15 protein-coding genes are annotated in these 15,205 nt (G+C 71.4%); 6 read left to right on the forward strand and 9 right to left on the reverse strand.

Annotation, left to right across the window (positions count from 1 at the left end):
• Positions 1–11 precede the first annotated feature (11 nt).
• Positions 12–1,187, reverse strand: a complete 1,176-nt coding sequence (locus VFZ09_RS12940; protein WP_329727850.1) for a cytochrome P450 — start codon at positions 1,185–1,187, stop codon at positions 12–14.
• A gap of 60 nt (positions 1,188–1,247) precedes the next feature.
• Between VFZ09_RS12940 and VFZ09_RS12945 the strand changes: the two genes are divergently transcribed.
• Positions 1,248–1,994, forward strand: a complete 747-nt coding sequence (locus VFZ09_RS12945; protein WP_329727851.1) for an AraC family transcriptional regulator — start codon at positions 1,248–1,250, stop codon at positions 1,992–1,994.
• On the opposite strand, the gene VFZ09_RS12950 is transcribed toward VFZ09_RS12945, so the two are convergent.
• Both VFZ09_RS12950 and VFZ09_RS12955 read right to left on the reverse strand, forming a co-directional pair.
• Positions 1,955–4,687: a two-component regulator propeller domain-containing protein gene (locus VFZ09_RS12950; RefSeq protein ID WP_329727852.1), complete on the reverse strand. Its 2,733-nt coding sequence runs from the start codon at positions 4,685–4,687 to the stop codon at positions 1,955–1,957. The genes VFZ09_RS12945 and VFZ09_RS12950 overlap by 40 nt on opposite strands.
• Before the next feature lie 93 nt (positions 4,688–4,780).
• Complete coding sequence (locus VFZ09_RS12955; protein ID WP_329727853.1) at positions 4,781–5,455, reverse strand: TVP38/TMEM64 family protein; 675 nt, start codon at positions 5,453–5,455, stop codon at positions 4,781–4,783.
• Positions 5,456–5,673: 218 nt separating this feature from the next.
• On the opposite strand from VFZ09_RS12955, the gene VFZ09_RS12960 reads away from it, so the two are divergent.
• Positions 5,674–6,255: a hypothetical protein gene (locus tag VFZ09_RS12960; RefSeq protein WP_329727854.1), complete on the forward strand. Its 582-nt coding sequence runs from the start codon at positions 5,674–5,676 to the stop codon at positions 6,253–6,255.
• Positions 6,256–6,261: 6 nt separating this feature from the next.
• On the opposite strand, the gene VFZ09_RS12965 is transcribed toward VFZ09_RS12960, so the two are convergent.
• The 3 genes from VFZ09_RS12965 to VFZ09_RS12975 all read right to left on the reverse strand — a co-directional run bounded on the left by VFZ09_RS12965 (position 6,262) and on the right by VFZ09_RS12975 (position 8,443).
• Positions 6,262–6,405 (reverse strand): hypothetical protein, encoded by a 144-nt coding sequence (locus VFZ09_RS12965; RefSeq protein WP_329727855.1) that lies wholly within the window; start codon positions 6,403–6,405, stop codon positions 6,262–6,264.
• Positions 6,406–6,512: 107 nt separating this feature from the next.
• Positions 6,513–7,154, reverse strand: a complete 642-nt coding sequence (locus VFZ09_RS12970) for a zinc ribbon domain-containing protein (RefSeq protein WP_329727856.1) — start codon at positions 7,152–7,154, stop codon at positions 6,513–6,515.
• Positions 7,155–7,180: 26 nt separating this feature from the next.
• A complete protein-coding gene (locus VFZ09_RS12975; protein WP_329727857.1) occupies positions 7,181–8,443 on the reverse strand; it encodes a glucan 1,4-alpha-maltotetraohydrolase domain-containing protein in 1,263 nt (420 codons plus the stop codon).
• Between the two features lie 198 nt (positions 8,444–8,641).
• Here VFZ09_RS12975 and VFZ09_RS12980 point away from each other — a divergent pair, with 198 nt between their 5' ends.
• Entirely contained in the window at positions 8,642–8,986 is a 345-nt protein-coding gene (locus tag VFZ09_RS12980; RefSeq protein ID WP_329727858.1) for a hypothetical protein, read from the forward strand.
• 6 nt (positions 8,987–8,992) lie between these two features.
• Here VFZ09_RS12980 and VFZ09_RS12985 read toward each other — a convergent pair whose 3' ends face one another.
• Positions 8,993–9,652, reverse strand: a complete 660-nt coding sequence (locus VFZ09_RS12985) for a hypothetical protein (RefSeq protein WP_329727859.1) — start codon at positions 9,650–9,652, stop codon at positions 8,993–8,995.
• Between the two features lie 65 nt (positions 9,653–9,717).
• On the opposite strand from VFZ09_RS12985, the gene VFZ09_RS12990 reads away from it, so the two are divergent.
• Both VFZ09_RS12990 and aat read left to right on the forward strand, forming a co-directional pair.
• Positions 9,718–10,554 carry an LEA type 2 family protein gene (locus tag VFZ09_RS12990; RefSeq protein WP_329727860.1) on the forward strand — a complete coding sequence of 279 codons (837 nt, stop codon included), beginning with the start codon at positions 9,718–9,720 and terminating at the stop codon, positions 10,552–10,554.
• The gene (aat, locus tag VFZ09_RS12995; RefSeq protein ID WP_329727861.1) at positions 10,554–11,258 is read left to right on the forward strand and encodes a leucyl/phenylalanyl-tRNA--protein transferase; all 705 of its coding nucleotides are present in this window, start codon (positions 10,554–10,556) and stop codon (positions 11,256–11,258) included. The genes VFZ09_RS12990 and aat overlap by 1 nt, the downstream gene beginning before the upstream one ends.
• Here aat and VFZ09_RS13000 read toward each other — a convergent pair.
• The gene (locus tag VFZ09_RS13000; RefSeq protein ID WP_329727862.1) at positions 11,233–13,065 is read right to left on the reverse strand and encodes a two-component system sensor histidine kinase NtrB; all 1,833 of its coding nucleotides are present in this window, start codon (positions 13,063–13,065) and stop codon (positions 11,233–11,235) included. The two genes, aat and VFZ09_RS13000, sit on opposite strands and share 26 nt — an antisense overlap.
• Before the next feature lie 34 nt (positions 13,066–13,099).
• Positions 13,100–14,431, reverse strand: a complete 1,332-nt coding sequence (locus VFZ09_RS13005; protein ID WP_329727863.1) for a sensor histidine kinase — start codon at positions 14,429–14,431, stop codon at positions 13,100–13,102.
• 199 nt (positions 14,432–14,630) lie between these two features.
• Here VFZ09_RS13005 and VFZ09_RS13010 point away from each other — a divergent pair.
• A partial coding sequence (locus VFZ09_RS13010; protein WP_329727864.1) for a protein kinase domain-containing protein occupies positions 14,631–15,205 on the forward strand: 575 nt, incomplete at its 3' end.

Consider the following 15,205-nt stretch of genomic DNA (forward strand, 5'->3'; position numbering starts at 1 on the left):
GGTTGCCCCCGCTACGTCCCCGAAGTGAATCGGATGGGCAACCGGGTTGGCCCGTGGACATGAATCGCCCTGCGAGGCTCCCAGGGCGATTCACCCGCGAGCGAGAAGTCCCGCATCCGCGCCAGCAGGACGGAGAGTCCAACCCGGGCCTCCAGGCGCGAAAGCGGAGCCCCGATGCAGAAGTGGATGCCGTGCCCGAAGGCGATGTGCGGATTGGGCTCGCGCGAGATATCGAACCGGTCCGGGTCCTGGAACTTCCGGGGGTCGCGGTTCGCGGAGCCGATCATCGCCAGCACCATCTTCCCGGGGGGAATCACCTGGCCGAGCAGGGAGACCTCGGTCCGGGTCACGCGGAACATCGCCTGGACGGGGGAGCGGTAGCGCAGGACCTCCTCGATGGCCGAGGGCAGCAGCGCGGGCTCCGCCTTCAGCCGGGCCAGCTGCTCCGGGTGCTCGAGGAAGCACAGCAGCGCGTTGTTGAGCAGGTTGGTGGTCGTCTCGTGGCCGGCCGAGAGCAGGAGCTGGACGAAGCCCAGGAGCTCATCCTCCGTCAGCCGCTCGCCCTCCACCTCGGCCTCGACGAGCCGGGTCAACAGGTCATCCCTCGGCGCCGTCCGCCGCCGCGCGGCCAGGTCCCGGACGTAGAGGCGCATCTCCCCGGTCACCTCGGAGAACTCCCGCTGCACCCGGGCGGCCTCCTCGCTGCCCGCGACGGCGTAGCCGAGCGCCATCATCACGTCGCTCCAGCGCTTGAAGCGGGGCTGGTCGGCGGTGGGCACCCCGAGCATCTCGGCGATCACCCTCAGGGGAAGCGGGATGGAGAAGTCCGCGGCCAGGTCCATCTCCCCGCGTCGAATCGTCTGGTCCAGCAGCTCGTGGGACAGCGCCCGGATGCGAGGCTCCAGGTTCGCCACGGCCCGGGGGGTGAAGGCGCGCAGGATGAGGGCGCGCAACTTCGAGTGGCGCGGAGGATCCATGAAGACGAGCCACTGCGAGGTCATGGCGGACGGGGGCGCGACGATGGAGCTGAACGCCTCGTGGTCCTGGAGCGCGCGCTTCACGCCCTCGTAGTCGAAGACGATCCACAGGCCCGAGTGCGGCTCATGCAGCACGGGAGAGCGGCTCCGAAGCTGCTCGTAGGCGGGATAGGGATTGCGGCGCACCTCGTCGGAGAAAAGGTTCAGCATCGCTCACGGCCTCCAGGCCCGGAATCGAGGAACGGCGGGATACGGTAGGGTGGGCGAGGCATGGAGCGCTTGAACGAATCGCGGATCGGAGCGGTCATCACGGAAGCGTTCGCGGTGCGGGCCTCGACGGCGACGGAGTCGACGCTCCACGCGCAGCACGGCGCGGCGCTGCTCGTCGGACTGGATGGAGAGGTGACCGTGAGGGAGCCGGGCCGGGCGAGCGTGCGCGGGCGGGTGGTGGTGGTGCCCCCGCATCAGCTGCACGCCGTGGCCAGCCCCGGACCCACGCTCGGGCTCCTGTACGACCCGGAGCTGGCCGCCCACGTGGCGAGCTACTCACGCGGGCGTGGCGGGGCCTTCCCGCTCGAGGGCCGGCTCGGGGAGCGGCTCGGAGCGGCCCTCACCGCGCACCGCGCGTCCCTGTCCCGGCCCGAGGTCCTCGCCGGCCTCGCGCGCGAGTACGCAAACTGGCTCTCCCAGGAGGCACCGCGCGCCGAGCCGGACGCCCGTATCGCCCGGGTCCTCGAGGCCCTGCGGACACCGGGGGCCGACTGGCGTCTCGCCGTCGCGCGCACGCGGCTGTCCCCGGCGCACCTGCGGGCGCTGTTCGTCCGCGACGTGGGCGTGCCCCTCCGCACCTTCCAGCTCTGGCGCCGGCTGCTCGTCGCGGTGGCGGCGTCCGCGCGCCTCGATGCGACGAGCGCGGCCCACCTCGCGGGCTTCGCCGACCTCGCCCACTTCTCACGCACGTGCCGCCGGATGCTCGGCTACTCGCCGACGGCCTTGCGCAGCGGGCTGCTCTCCTGAGCCTCCAGCAGCGCGTGGATGCGCGCGCGCAGGGCCTCCGGCTCGAAGGGTTTCTCCAGGCAGGGCCGCCGCGTGGTCTCCAGGTGTGAGCGCGCCGCCTCGCTGAAGGCGCCCCCGGTGAGGAACACCAGGCGCCCGGCCTGCCCGGGCACCTCGCGCACCAGCGTCTCGTACAGCTCCACGCCCGTCATCTCCGGCATCATCACGTCACACAGGATGAGCGAGTAGCGCTCCCCGGCCCGCAGCCGCTCCAGCGCCGCCCGCGCGCCGCCGAAGGCCTCCACCTCGTGCTCGGGCGCCAGCGTCCGCGTCAGGGAGGCGAGCAGCAGCGGCTCGTCGTCGATGACCATCAGCCGGCCGCGAGGGCCCTTCTCCCCGGAAGTGGAGGCCCGCGCGGTGGGCTGCGCGATGGCCTCCTCCTCGGCGGAGCGCAGCACCACCTCGAACGTGGTGCCCCGCCCCACCTCGCTGCGCACGCGGATGTCTCCGCCCATGGCCTGCACGTAGCTGTGGCAGATGGACAGCCCCAGGCCCGTGCCCACCCCCACCGGCTTGGTGGTGAAGAAGGGCTCGAAGATGCGGGAGAGCACATCCGGCGTGATGCCCTCGCCGGTGTCGCTCACCGCCACCACGACCCCGCCCTGCCCGTCCTGGCGCGTGGAGACGCGAATCTCGTGCTGGCCGGCGTGGCCCTCGGGAAGGGCCTGGGCGGCGTTGATGAGCAGGTTGAGGAACACCTGGCCCAGCCGCGTCTCGTCCCCGAGCACGGCCGGCACCGGGCCATACGCCTTCACCACCCGGGCGCGGTGGCGCATCTCCGCGGCGGAGATGGACAGCGCCAGGTCCAGCACCGCGTGCAGGTCCACCCGCTGCTGCTCGCGGTGCGGCTGCACCCGGGAGAACGTCTTCAGGTCCTGGATGATGCGGCGCATCCGCTCCGCGCCCTGGAGGGCCTCGGAGAGCGCCTGCCCCACTTCCTCCCAGCGCTCGCGCTCCTCTCCGCGCTCCGCCACGTCCCGCACCTCCGCGGCGGCGTAGTGGACGTTGGAGATGACGAAGGCCAGCGGGTTGTTGAGCTCGTGTCCGACGCCAGCGGCCAGCGTGCCCACCGCCGCCATCTTCTCGGCGTGGACGAGCCGCTCGCGGGTGGCCTGCAGCTCCTGGAGACGGGCCTCCAGGTCCGCGTTGAGGGTGGCCAGCTCCGCGGTGCGCAGGTCCACATGGGCCCGCAGCTCGCGCTCGCGCAGGCGCCCGGCCCGCAGGCGCAGCCACACCCCACCGGCCACCGCCAGCACGGCGGCCAGCACGCACCCCATGCGGAACGTGAGCGTCTGGTGGAAGCGGGGACGCAGGAAGAGCGCCACCTCCACCGGAGGAGCCGCGCCGCCGTCCGCGTACTGCGACTCCACGCGGAAGCGGTAGTGCCCGGGGGGCAGACGGGTATAGGAGGCCACGCGCTGCGCCCCGGCCTCCACGGGCTCCGGGTCGATGCCCTCCAACTGGTAGCGGAAGCGCAGCCGCCGGGGAGCGCGCAGGCCCGTGGCCGTGAAATGGAGCTCGAGCCGTCCATCCCCCACCAGGAGCCGCTCCCAATCGGAGCGTGGCATCGGGTGGCCATCCACCCGGAGCTCCTCGATGAGCGCGGGCGGTGACACCATGTGCGCCTGCTCGTGCTGCGGGGTGTAGACCACGGCCCCGCGGATGGTGGGGAACCACAGCCGGCCATCCCGCGTGCGCACGCCCGCCGGGGAGCCCAGGCTGTTGCACTCCTCCGAGCGCATCCCATCCTCCACCCCGTAGGCCCGGGAGGTGATGCGAGCCCTCCTGCCCTCGGCCACCTCCTCCAGCTCCGACAGGGACATGCGGAAGATGCCCTTGTTCCCGCTGGCCCACAGGTAGCCCCGTCCATCGGCGAGCAGCTGGAAGGCGCGCTCGTCGAACAGCCCCTCGTCCCGGCTGAAGCGGTGGAGCCCCCCCTTCTTCCACCGGAAGATGCCCTCGCCCGTGCCAATCCAGAGCGTGCCGTCCGGCTCCTCGTGGAGCGCCAGCACCTTGCCGTCCAACGGCGCGGCCTCGGGCACCCACGGGGTGCTCCGGCCCTCGAGCACGTGGGCCAGGCCTCCGTTTCGCGTGCCCACCCAGAGGCCGCCCGCGGCGCTCGGCAGCAGCAGGGTGGGCTCCTGGCCGGGCAGCCCTCCCTGGGGCGTGAAGGGCTCGAAGCGCGCGCCGTTCCACCGGAAGAGCCCCGTCGGGGTGCCCACCCAGAGCGTGCCGGCGGCGTCCACGGCCAGCAGGAAGGCCCTCGGGTCCGTCAGCCCCTGGGCGGCGCCGAACGAGGTGAACCGGCCCCCGCTCCAGCGGCTGATGCCCACGCGCGTGCCGAACCAGAGGACGCCGTCCGGCGTCTCGGCGATGGAGCGGACGCGGTCCAGGATGAGCCCGTCGGCCATGCTCCACGACGTCACCTGCCCGTCCCGCTGCATGCGGCTGACCCCGCCTCCCACGGTGCCGAACCAGAGGCTGCCGTCACGGGCCTCGTGGATGGCCAGCACCATCTCGTGCGCCAGGCCCTCGGGGCGGCCATGGGTGGTGAAGGGCGCGTCCTGGAGCCGGTGCAGTCCCCGGGCCTCCGTGCCAATCCACAGGTCGCCCTCGGCGTCCTCGAGCAGCGCGCTCACCAGGCTGTCCGCCATCGGGTGTCCCTCCTCCAACGGTAGCGGGGGAGCCCCTCCGGGGAAAAGCAGCGCGAAGCCCCTGGCGGCTCGGACCGGCGCCAGGGAGCCGGGCTACGGGCCGAGCCGCTTGCGCAGGGCGTGCAGGGTCCACGCGCTGAAGAGGATGCCGAGCGTCCCCAGGGCCAGGAGCACCAGGGAGCGCTGCGCGAGGAGACTGGAGCCGACGTAGACGGTGCCCACCGCGTACGGCAGCTCGGCGACGGCCAGGACCCGCAGGTACCTGCGCAGCCCGTAGCGCGCCAGCCCGAGCACGTAGCCGGGAATCTCGGAGGGGACGGCCAGCTGGAAGAGGAGCACCAGACCAAAGGAGCTGTGCTGGGAGATGCGCTCCTCGTAGCGGCCGAGCAGCTCCGCGGACACGAGCCGGCGGATGACGGGCCGTCCCCAGACGCGGGCGATGACATAGGCGCCCGCGCCGCCGAGCATCCACCCGCACCACAACAGGAGCACGCACACGGCCTCGCCCCAGGTGTGGATGGCCACGGGGATGAGCACCGCGCTGCTGAAGAAGGCCAGCATGGCCGAGAACGCGGACAGGAGGATGAAGAGCGCCGCGCCCCAGAAGGGATGCGCCTCGATGGCGGGCCCGGCCTTCGCGAGCAGCCAGGACAGGGCGGACTGGAACGCGTCGGAGGAGGCGAGCAGCACCATCCCGCCGAGCAGGAGCAGCAGCAGGAGGATCCGCTTCCACTCCACGGAAGGCAGCTCCAGTTGGCTCGGCGTCATCGTGCTCCGTCGCATCCAGCCCTCGGGAAAGGGGCGTGAGACTCGAACAATAGTCAAGTGGGAGGCGGCCCGCGCCCCATCATCGAGCGCTCTCCAGGGCCCTCGCGGAGGAGCCATGCGGCCGGACTCCCCGGCTCCGGCCCGGTGGGTGCCGGGAAGACGCCGCCCCATCATTAGACAGACGAGACGGACGAGGCCCGAGGGGCACGGGAGGCGGCATGCGACCCAGGACGAGCGGTCTGATGGCGGGAGTGGCGATGCTCCTCCTGGCGGCCGGCTGCGAGAAGCGCGAGGCGCGAGAGGGGGAACGGGAGCGGGAGACGGCGTCGGCGCCCATGCATTCGGAGCCCGGCAGCACGAGCGAGAGCCGGCCCACGCCCCCGCCTCCGGCTCCGGCCGCACCGCCCCGGCGCGAGCCACCTCCCCCGAGGGCCGAGGCACCGCGGCCCACCGAGCCGCCGGCCCCACGGCCGCCGGACGACACCCCGGCGAGCCCCACGCAACCCCGGCAGGTCTCGGGGGAGGTGCTGGCCGTCACCGGCAACCAGCTGCACGTGCTGTCCGCGCCGGAGGGACAGGACGTGCGGATGCTCATCATCTCGGGAACCGAGGTGCGCGTGGATGGCCGGCCGGCCACCGCGGCGGAGATTCGCGAGGGCGGCGAGGTGCGCGCCACGTATGAGATGGCCGAGGGTGAGCCCGTGGCCCTGCTCGTGGAGGTGCGCAACCCCGGGTCGGCCCGGGAGCCCGAGGAGCAGCCCCTGCTGAACCAACCCCGGGTTCCGAAGAGCGAGGACTGAGCCGCGCTACCGGCTCGAGGGAGCGGGCGTCACGCCTTCGACGCGCGTCTTGCCGTCCTTGTCGACCTCGAGCCGCAGCTGCGGAGTGCCCTGGGCGTCGTGGAGGACGAGGCTCGCCACGCCCTTCTCCACGCGGAGGGGATTCGACATGGGGAGTCCAGTCGTTGAGAGGGGACGTCAGCCTAGGGACGTCCCCTCTCCATTGCTCCACGGCCCCTCGGTCCTTTCGTCATGGTTGCGCCATGACGACGGACGGCTCAGCCGCCCCGGGGCGTGCCACACTCGCCGCAGAAGCGCGCGGTGGGCTTCATCTCCGTGCCGCACTGGGTGCAGTGCACCTTGGCCGCGGCCAGTGGCTTGCCGCATTCGGAGCAGAACCTGCCTCCCTCGACGCGGGCGTTGCAGTGGGGGCAGGCCGAGGCCGCCGCCGTGCGGTGGGCCTTCATGTCCAGCGACTCCACCTGGTCCACCTTGCGTGCCTTGTCCCAGGCCTGCTCCACGGACACCTTGGCCTGGATGTGCGCGGCCTCCTCCTGGAGGTCCGGCGCGCACGACTCGCACAGGCCCCGCGACTCGTTCCAGCACGCCTGCGGGCACACCCACTGGCCACAGCGGGTGCAGTGCTTGAAGTGCTTCTTCCCCTCCTCCACCGCCTCGGCGTAGGCGTCGTCCCAGGCGCTCCCGCGCAGGGCGTCCTTCACGTGGTCGCCCGCGTAGGCCGCCCGCGACAGCGTGCCCCCGAAGAGGGAGCCCGCCGCCTTCAGGAAGCCCGCCGCCAGCCCCATCTTGTTGGCGATGAAGGGCGACATGTGCCCGTTGCGGCACTTGTCGCAATGGAACTCGAACTGGAAGCCGTATTCGTTCGAGCGATCGGTGTAGTTGCGGGTGAACTGGATCATCACCCGCAACGCTATCCGAGCCCGGGCTACTTCTTCCAGACGGCCCAGTTGGTGCCGGAGTTCACCAGCGTCCAGCCGGTGCCCGGGGACCAGTCGCCGTAGCCGATCTTCATCGCCAGGCTGCCGGTGTTGCCGGTGATGATGGCGGCGTACTTGCTCGAGTCCGCGACCTGGATGCTCACCGCGGAGGTGGAGGTGACGCCCTTCTCCTTGCGCGCCGCCATGAGGCTCTTGATGGCGGCGGCGTGGCCCCAGTCATAGAAGTGCACCCAGTAGACGCAGGGGATGCCCGGGTGCGTGAGGATGTACGCGTAGCCCTGCATCACCTTGTCGCTGGGGAAGGCCCAGTGGTTCTGGCCGCCGCTGGGCGAGCTCGGGCCCGTGTCATGGTTGTCGATGAACGTCACCGACTTGGCCGCCCACCAGCCGATGGCGCCCGAGGGCTTGCCCGCGCTGTCACGCAGCCGCCAGAACTCGTTGTACTGCACCGCCTGCTGGAGGATGCCCTTGGTGGTGAAGTCGAACGCCGTCGACTTGCCGCCCGTGGCGTCGATCCAGTTCATGAGCTGCTGGCGGTGGGCGTCCGGGTTGCCCAGGTTCAGGTCCGTCCACAGCTCGCCCACCGAGAAGTAGGGCACCGTGCCGGTGTTGTAGTTGCCCACGTACGTGCCGCCGAAGCCCTTCACGTAGTCATAGCGCCAGCCGTCGTAGCCGATGCTGGACTTGAGCCAGTTCATCCAGCCCTTCAGGTCGTTCTGCACGGTGACGTTGGTGTGGTCCAGGTCGCGCGCGGCGCTGTAGCCGTCACCGGTGTCGTAGTTGCCGCTGGCGCTCGTCCACTCGTCGCCCCGCGCCACCGACCAGGTGCCCCAGGTGGGGTTGGTGAAGTCTCCCCAGCCGGTGGTGCCCACGCGGTGGTTGACCACGATGTCCGCGATGGCCTTCACGCCATACGTGTGCAGCGCGCCGATGGCGCTCTTGAGCTGCACGTCCGTGCCGTACTTGCTGTTCTGCACGTACAGCTGCCGCGGCAGGTACCCCTCGTTGGAGGCCGCGTCGCTGGACGGCGGGAACCACACCATGGTGAAGCCGCTGTTCTTGATGTCCGAGGCCTTGCCCTGGATGACGCCCCACCAGGGGTACGTCTCGGTGGAGCGCCAGTGGAAGCCCTGCAGCATCACGTCGCTGCTGTTGCCATCCATGGGGCCCGCGTACGCGGCCGTCGACGCCACCAGGCCCAGCGCCCACGACAGGGACAGCATTCCGCCAAACACCTTCTTCGCGAACATTCCGTTCTCCAAGTGAAACGGGGAGGAAACGGACGGGCGGTTTACAGGCGGTTTGCTAGTCAAGCGAGCAACAGGACGGAAAACATCATCTAGCGGACGTTGATACTCCCATGAAATGAGAATCTTCCAGCCCCGCTGAAGCAGGGAGGCGTGGAAAACGGATGGGGCGTGCGCCGGGGGGGCGTTAGGATGGAGGAAATGGCCGAACAGTCCCCCCCCTATTGGGTCCTCATCTCGGTCCTGTTCAGCTCCCAGCCGTTGACGCCCACGCTGGCCATGACGCTGCATCAGGTCGCGTTCGACCTCTACCGGCGTGGCGACACCGTGCAGCCGGTGGCGGGAGATCTGCTCACGGGCAAGGTGCACAACCTGCGCAAGGACGTGCAGATGGGGAGCATCTCGGGTCCCGCCTTCGAGGCGGAGATCGAAACGGAGCGTGGCTCCGGCGTGGTGCGCTTCCTGCTCACCCGCCAGGGGCTGGAGATGATGGAGGCCGGGCCGCCGCAGCCGCCCGCGCCGCCGCGCCCCAGGTACCTCAACTAGCGTCCTTCAGTGGACCCGCGGCTTCTCCACGCGCTCCTTGCGGGGAGGCTTGGGCTCGGTGGCGGGGCGGGGGCGCTTGCGCGTCACCATGCGGGCGATGCCGTAGTAGAGCTGCTCCTCGGTGTACACCTTGCGCACCCCGCGCGTGCCAGGGACGTAGGCGGGGCCGGGCCGCTCCAACCACTGCAGCACCTTCACCTCGCCCGAGTACGCGAAGGCCGCCAGCACCTCCTGGGGGCAGTGCTTGAGGTAGCGGCGCACCAGGGGCCGCAGCCGGCGGGAGAAGTCCCGGCCCAGCACCGAGTGCCTGCGCCCCGCGTGCAGCGTGCCGTCGAAGCGCCGGGACATGTGGAAGAGCTCGTGCATCACCGTCTCCACCCGGGACTTGGGCGTGGAGGAGCGGAAGAAGAGCGGGCGCAGGGTGATGCAGTAGAGCATCCGCTTGCCCTTGAGCCGGACGATGGGCTTGCGGCGCCCGGCCCGGTCCGTGCTGAGTCCGCCCCGGAAGCACAGCGGCTTCACCGTGCCACGCGAGGCCCGCCGCGCCTCGCCGGCAATCACCAGGATGCGGCTGGCCCTCACATGGGAGAACTCGGGCATCTTCGCGGCGATGTCGCGGATGAGCGAGCGGATGGCCTTGTTGAGGTTCGGGCGACGGTGGGCCACGGTGTAGTCAACAGTGTACCCGAAATGCCCTTGAGACCAGCGGGAACCGGCCGCACCTTCGCGCCATGCGTTCCGCCCCGCGTGCCATCGTCCACCTCCTGACGCTCGCCGCCTGGTTGGCCGGGTGTGCGTCCACGCCGCCTCCCGCCCCCGTGGGTCCCGCCTCGCTCGGGGCCGAGGAGGCCACCGTCGCCTCCCAGGGCCTTTCCGAGGTGAAGCTGCGCTACTCCGGCCAGCTCACCAGCCCCGGCCCCGCCGTGCTGGAGAAGGCGGACTACGAGCTCGTGTCGGACGGGCAGGTGGTGCGGAGGGGCTCGGCGCCGCTGGGCGTCACCCTGGCGCCCCATGCCCCCACCCCCTTCTCCTTCCAGGCCGAGGCCGCCTACGTGCGCACGCCGGAGGACCTGAGGGCGCTGAGCCAGCGGGGGGGCACCCTGCTGGTGGCGCTGCGCGGCACGCTGACGGTGCGCGCGGGGGGCCAAGTGCGGACGCTGCCCTTCGCCGCCTCGCGGCCGGTGCGCGTGCCCCGGCTGCCGGTGGTGAAGGTGGAGAGCCTGGAGGGGGCCCGCTACTCGGAGGAGCAGGTGGACCTGCTGTTGCGCCTGGGCGTGGAGAACCCCAACCCCTTCCCGCTGCGGCTGGAGGCGCTCCAGTGGGCCCTCTCGGTGGGGGGCCGCAAGCTGGGCGAGGGCACCCGGGGCAAGTACGACACCGTGGACGCGTCGGCCACCGGGGTGTATCCCGTGGAGGTGGCGGTGACGCGGGAGACGTGGGGGCAGGACGTGCGGGCGCTCATCGCCAAGGGGACGCTGCCGTATGAAATCGCGGGCGAGCTCACGGGCCCGCTGGTGCGCGTGCCCTACTCGCTGTCCGGAGACGTGAAGCTCAACGTGTCGCGGTAGTGCCCATCTACCTACTCGGAGAAGATCCGGAGCTCTTCCCACCGCCGGAGAAGGCGGACCGGGGCGGGCTGCTCGCCGTGGGCGGGGACCTGAGCCCCGAGCGCCTGCTCTCGGCCTACTCCCAGGGCATCTTCCCCTGGTACAGCCGGGGCCAGCCCATCCTCTGGCACTCGCCGGACCCGCGCTTCGTGCTCACGCCGGACACGCTGCACGTGGGCCGCTCGCTGCGCAAGACGCTCAAGGCGGGCGTCTACGAGATTCGCTGGGACACCGCCTTCGAGGCCGTCATCTCCGCGTGCGCCGAGACGCCGCGCCCCGGCCAGGACGGCACGTGGATTACGGACGAGATGCGCCAGGCCTACGTCACCCTGCACGAGCTGGGCTTCGCGCACTCGGTGGAGGCGTGGGCGGGGGGCGAGCTGAAGGGGGGCTTCTACGGCGTGTCGCTGGGGGCGGCCTTCTTCGGGGAGAGCATGTTCGCCCACGCGCCGGACGCCTCGAAGGTGGCCTTCACCACGGCGGTGGAGCGCTTCCAGGCCTGGGGCTTCCACTTCATCGACTGCCAGGTGGAGACGGAGCACCTGGCGCGCTTCGGCGCCGGGCACTGGCCGCGCAAGCGCTTCCTCCAGGCGCTCGGCCGGGCCCTCCAGGAGCCCACGCGCCGGGGCCGGTGGACCCTCACGCCAGGGGCAGCTCCAGGGTGAAGGTGGCGCCCTGGCCGGGGCCCTCGCTCTCGCACTGGAGGGAGCCGCCCAGCTCCTCGGCGGACAGGGCGCTGATGTGCAGCCCGAAGCCGTGCCCGTCCTTCTTCGTGGTGAAGCCCTGGCTGAAGAGCCGCTGCAGGTGCTCCGGGGCGATGCCCACCCCGTTGTCCGCCACGGCGATGCGCAGCCGCTCCCCGGCCTGCTCCACGCGCAGGGTGAGCTGCTTGTCCGGCCGCGGGCTCTCCACCAGCGCATGGCGCGCGTTGCTCAACAGGTTCACCAGGATTTGCAGCAGCTTGTGCCGGTCCACCATCACCGCGGCGGTGGGGGCGCTGTACTCGCGCCGCAGCTGGATGCCCAGGCGCTCGAAGGACACGGCGTGCAGGCGCATGGCGTCGTCCAGCAGCCCGGGCACCTCCACCCGCTCCAGCACGCCGGAGAAGCGGGCATGCTCCTGCTGCATGCTCACCACCGTCTTGATGTGGTCCACGCTCTCGGAGAGCCGCCGCAGCTCCTCCAGCACCGACTCCCGCTCCTGGGCGAGCTGCCCCGAGAGCGCCGCCAGGTAGGCGGGGAACTGCCGGCCCCGGGGGTCCTCCTCGAGGAAGGCGCCCAGCCGCGAGGCATTCTCGCGCAGCAGCTCCACGGCCTTGTCCAGGCCCACGGCCCGCGAGGCGCGCAGCCGGTCCACCACGAGGTGGGCGGACACGTTCACGCTGTTGAGCGTGTTGCCCACGTTGTGCAGCACCCCGGTGGCGATCTCCGCCATGCCCGCGTGGCGCGACACGTCCACCAGGCTGCGGTGCAGCTCCGCCAGCCGGGCCTCGGCCGCCTTGCGCTCCGTGATGTCGCGGCTGAAGAGCGTGGCCCCCACCACCCGCTCCCCTTCCCAGACCGGGTTGAAGGTGACGTCCAGCGTCAGGGAGCGGCCCTCGTGCATCAGGGGAATCTCCACCCGCTGCCGCTGGCCCGACAGGGCCCGCTGGAACAGCTCCTGGAGGCCCGGAGAGGCCATCCAGTCGAGGACCGCGCCCCGCTCGAGCGTCCGGTTGTAGACGTGCTGGCCCAGGGCCTTGGCCATCTGGTTGGCGGTGACCACCCGCCCTTCCCGGTCCAGCGCCACCACCACGTCCTCCGTGCTCTCCAGGACGCTGATCAGCTTGCCCTCGCTCTCGCGCAGCGTCTGGAGCGCCCCCTCCAGCGCCTCCTGGGACTCCTCGCGCACGATGCCGTAGAGCCAGCTCAGCGCCCAGCCCATCAGCAGGCTGAGGCACGTGACGAGGTTGCTCATCCAGATGCCCGGGTTCTGGAAGAGCGGCCGCACCTGGCCGAAGCCGGAGTGGTAGAGCTGGTGGAAGAGCCCCGCGTAGAGCATGAGGAGCGCGGTGAAGAAGAAGCCGCGGCGGGGCCCCAGCAGGTAGACGGCCAGGGCCGGAATCAACATGCCCACCGCGTGCGACACGACGCCCGGCATGTCCACGGGCAGGGTGCCCAGGATGAAGCCCGCGGACAGGGCCCCGCACAGGAGGAGGGACGGCAGGGTGGGCGAGGGCAGCCGGCGCGCCAGCACCATCACCCCCCCGTAGGCGGCCATGCTCACCCCCACCGCCAGGACCTGCGGCAGGCGCTCCTCGGACTCATAGGTGGAGATGCCGAGCACGTACAGGCCGTTGAGCACCATCATCAGGTTGGTGGCCCCCAGCAGCACCCGGTAGCGCCAGAGCTCCCCCGGAGGCAGCTGGCGCTGCGGCTCCGCCAGCTGGGCGTCCAGCCGCTCCAGCACCCATGCTCGCGGGCTCCAGCCCATCAGCTCCCTCGTCAGCGCTCGAGCCCGCGCCGGGCTAGGACCCGGAGCGTCTCCGCTCCAGCATAGCGGACTGTGCCGCCTGCTCGGAGGCCGGGGGCAGCAGCACCCGGAAGGTGGTGCCCTGGCCCGGCGTGCTGTCCACGGCGATCTCCCCGCCCAACCGCGTCACGATGCCATGACAGATGGACAGGCCGAGCCCCGTGCCCGTGCCCACCGGCTTCGTCGTGAAGAAGGGCTCGAAGAGGCGGCTGAGGTGCTCCGGCCGGATGCCGCTGCCGTTGTCCTGCACCTCCACCGCCACCAGGCCGTCCTCGCGCCGCTGGATGCCCAGCCGGAGCGTGGGCGACTCCCGGCCCGCCAGGGCATGGGTGGCGTTGACGATGAGGTTGAGGAACACCTGCCCCAGGCCGTGCTCGCTGCCCCAGACGGGGGGCACCTCGTGGAACTCCTTCACCAGCCGCAGCTCCGGCCGCAGCGCCCGCGCCGCCATGGACAGGGTGAGCTCCATCACGTGGCGCACGTCCACCACCTCCTTGGGTGGCTCGTCCATCCGCGCGAAGATGCGCACGTCCTGGACGATGCGCTCGATGCGCTCGGCGCCCACGACGGCGTCCCCGCACGCATCCCTCAGCTCGTCCCGGGCGCGCAGTGCCTCCTCCGCGCACGGCAGCGTCTCCAGCCCGCGCACCACGTGGCGCAGGTTGGACAGGATGTAGCTCAGCGGGTTGTTGACCTCGTGGGCCAGGCCCGCGGACATGCGCCCCAGCGCCTCCAGCTTCTGGGCGTGCACCAGCCGGGCATTGGCCTCCGCCAGCGCCCGCGTCCGCTCCTCCACCATCCGCTCCAGGTCCTCCATCCGCTGGTGGCTGGCGCGCAACAGCTCCCACTTCTCGCACAGGGCGTGCGCCATCTGGCGCACCTCGATGCTGTCGAAGGGCTTGCGCAGGATGAGCAGCCGCTCGCTGGTGCCCAGCTTGCGCGACAGCTCGTCCCACGAGTAGTCCGAGTGGGCCGAGCACAGCACCACCTGCAGGTCCGCCTCCTCCCGCCACATGTGCAGGGTGGCCTCCACCCCGTCCATGCCCGGAGGCATGCGGATGTCCACGAAGGCCACCGCGTACGGGCGTCCCTCACGCACCGCGTCGCGCACCAGGCGGACGCCCTCTTCCCCACCCAGCGCGAAGTCCAGCTCGAAGCGCGTGGTACTGCTCCGGGGCGGAGCATCCCCGAAGAGCATGGACTCCATCGCATCCAGCTCCTCGACACCCTGGCCGGACCTGGCGAGGATCTTCCGGAAGTCCTGATGGATGGCACTGTTGTCGTCGACCACCAGGATCCGGCGGCACTCCCCCGTCGGAGGACTCATGGGGTAATGGGTACCACGTGACAAAAGCCACGGGCAATGTGCTCACCCGTGGCTTCCGCCTGTCCGCACACCCACATCCGGCGGGGGAGACCCGCCTGGCCGCTCATACCGCACGTCACACCCCGCGAGGCCCCGCGTGTCCACACATTCCCCCTCTCCGGAAGCCGAGCCCCCCGTTGCCCACCCTGTCGGGGACGCCATGAATTCTCTCGACGCCCCACCGCTGCCGCCCGGCACGCGCATTGGCTGGGAGGAGGTGGAGGGGGTGCTGGGCAGCGGGGGCTTCGCCACGGTGTACCGGGTGCGCAGCCCGGACGGGTACGTGTCCGCCCTCAAGCTGCTGCCGTTGGACCAGGGCCCCGAGCGGGCCGCGCGCGCCTGGCGTGAGGTGTCGCTGGGCATGCGCCTGCGCCACCGCCACCTGGTGCGCCAGCTGGGCGCGGGCCAGTGGCCCCTGGAGGAGCCGCGCTACGTGTGGGTGAAGCTGGAGCTGGTGGAGGGCCCCACGCTGGAGGAGTGGGCGCCGGGGCGCACCCTGGGCGAGGTGGTGGAGCGGGTGCTGGAGGTGGCGCGGGGGCTGGCGGTGTCGCACGAAGCGGGCGTGGTGCACCGGGACGTGAAGGAGGCGAACATCCTGGTGCGCCAGAAGACGGGCGAGGCGGTGCTGGTGGACTTCGGGGTGGCCTGGCACCCGGCCTGCCCCACGCTGACGAAGGGGATGTTTCCTCCGGGCACGCTGCCCTACCGGGCGCCGGAGGCGTGGGCGTATGGCCG

It is taken from the genome of Archangium sp., from assembly GCF_036277355.1.
In the GTDB taxonomy this organism is placed as follows: Bacteria; Myxococcota; Myxococcia; order Myxococcales; family Myxococcaceae; genus Archangium.

Coding starts and splice junctions, on each gene's coding strand:
- VFZ09_RS12940 (WP_329727850.1), bottom strand. CDS start 1,187: ATGCTGAACCTTTTCTCCGACGAGGTGCGCCGCAATCCCTATCCCGCC.
- VFZ09_RS12945 (WP_329727851.1), top strand. CDS start 1,248: ATGGAGCGCTTGAACGAATCGCGGATCGGAGCGGTCATCACGGAAGCG.
- VFZ09_RS12950 (WP_329727852.1), bottom strand. CDS start 4,687: ATGGCGGACAGCCTGGTGAGCGCGCTGCTCGAGGACGCCGAGGGCGAC.
- VFZ09_RS12955 (WP_329727853.1), bottom strand. CDS start 5,455: ATGACGCCGAGCCAACTGGAGCTGCCTTCCGTGGAGTGGAAGCGGATC.
- VFZ09_RS12960 (WP_329727854.1), top strand. CDS start 5,674: ATGCGACCCAGGACGAGCGGTCTGATGGCGGGAGTGGCGATGCTCCTC.
- VFZ09_RS12965 (WP_329727855.1), bottom strand. CDS start 6,405: ATGTCGAATCCCCTCCGCGTGGAGAAGGGCGTGGCGAGCCTCGTCCTC.
- VFZ09_RS12970 (WP_329727856.1), bottom strand. CDS start 7,154: ATGATCCAGTTCACCCGCAACTACACCGATCGCTCGAACGAATACGGC.
- VFZ09_RS12975 (WP_329727857.1), bottom strand. CDS start 8,443: ATGTTCGCGAAGAAGGTGTTTGGCGGAATGCTGTCCCTGTCGTGGGCG.
- VFZ09_RS12980 (WP_329727858.1), top strand. CDS start 8,642: ATGGCCGAACAGTCCCCCCCCTATTGGGTCCTCATCTCGGTCCTGTTC.
- VFZ09_RS12990 (WP_329727860.1), top strand. CDS start 9,718: ATGCGTTCCGCCCCGCGTGCCATCGTCCACCTCCTGACGCTCGCCGCC.
- VFZ09_RS13000 (WP_329727862.1), bottom strand. CDS start 13,065: ATGGGCTGGAGCCCGCGAGCATGGGTGCTGGAGCGGCTGGACGCCCAG.
- VFZ09_RS13005 (WP_329727863.1), bottom strand. CDS start 14,431: ATGAGTCCTCCGACGGGGGAGTGCCGCCGGATCCTGGTGGTCGACGAC.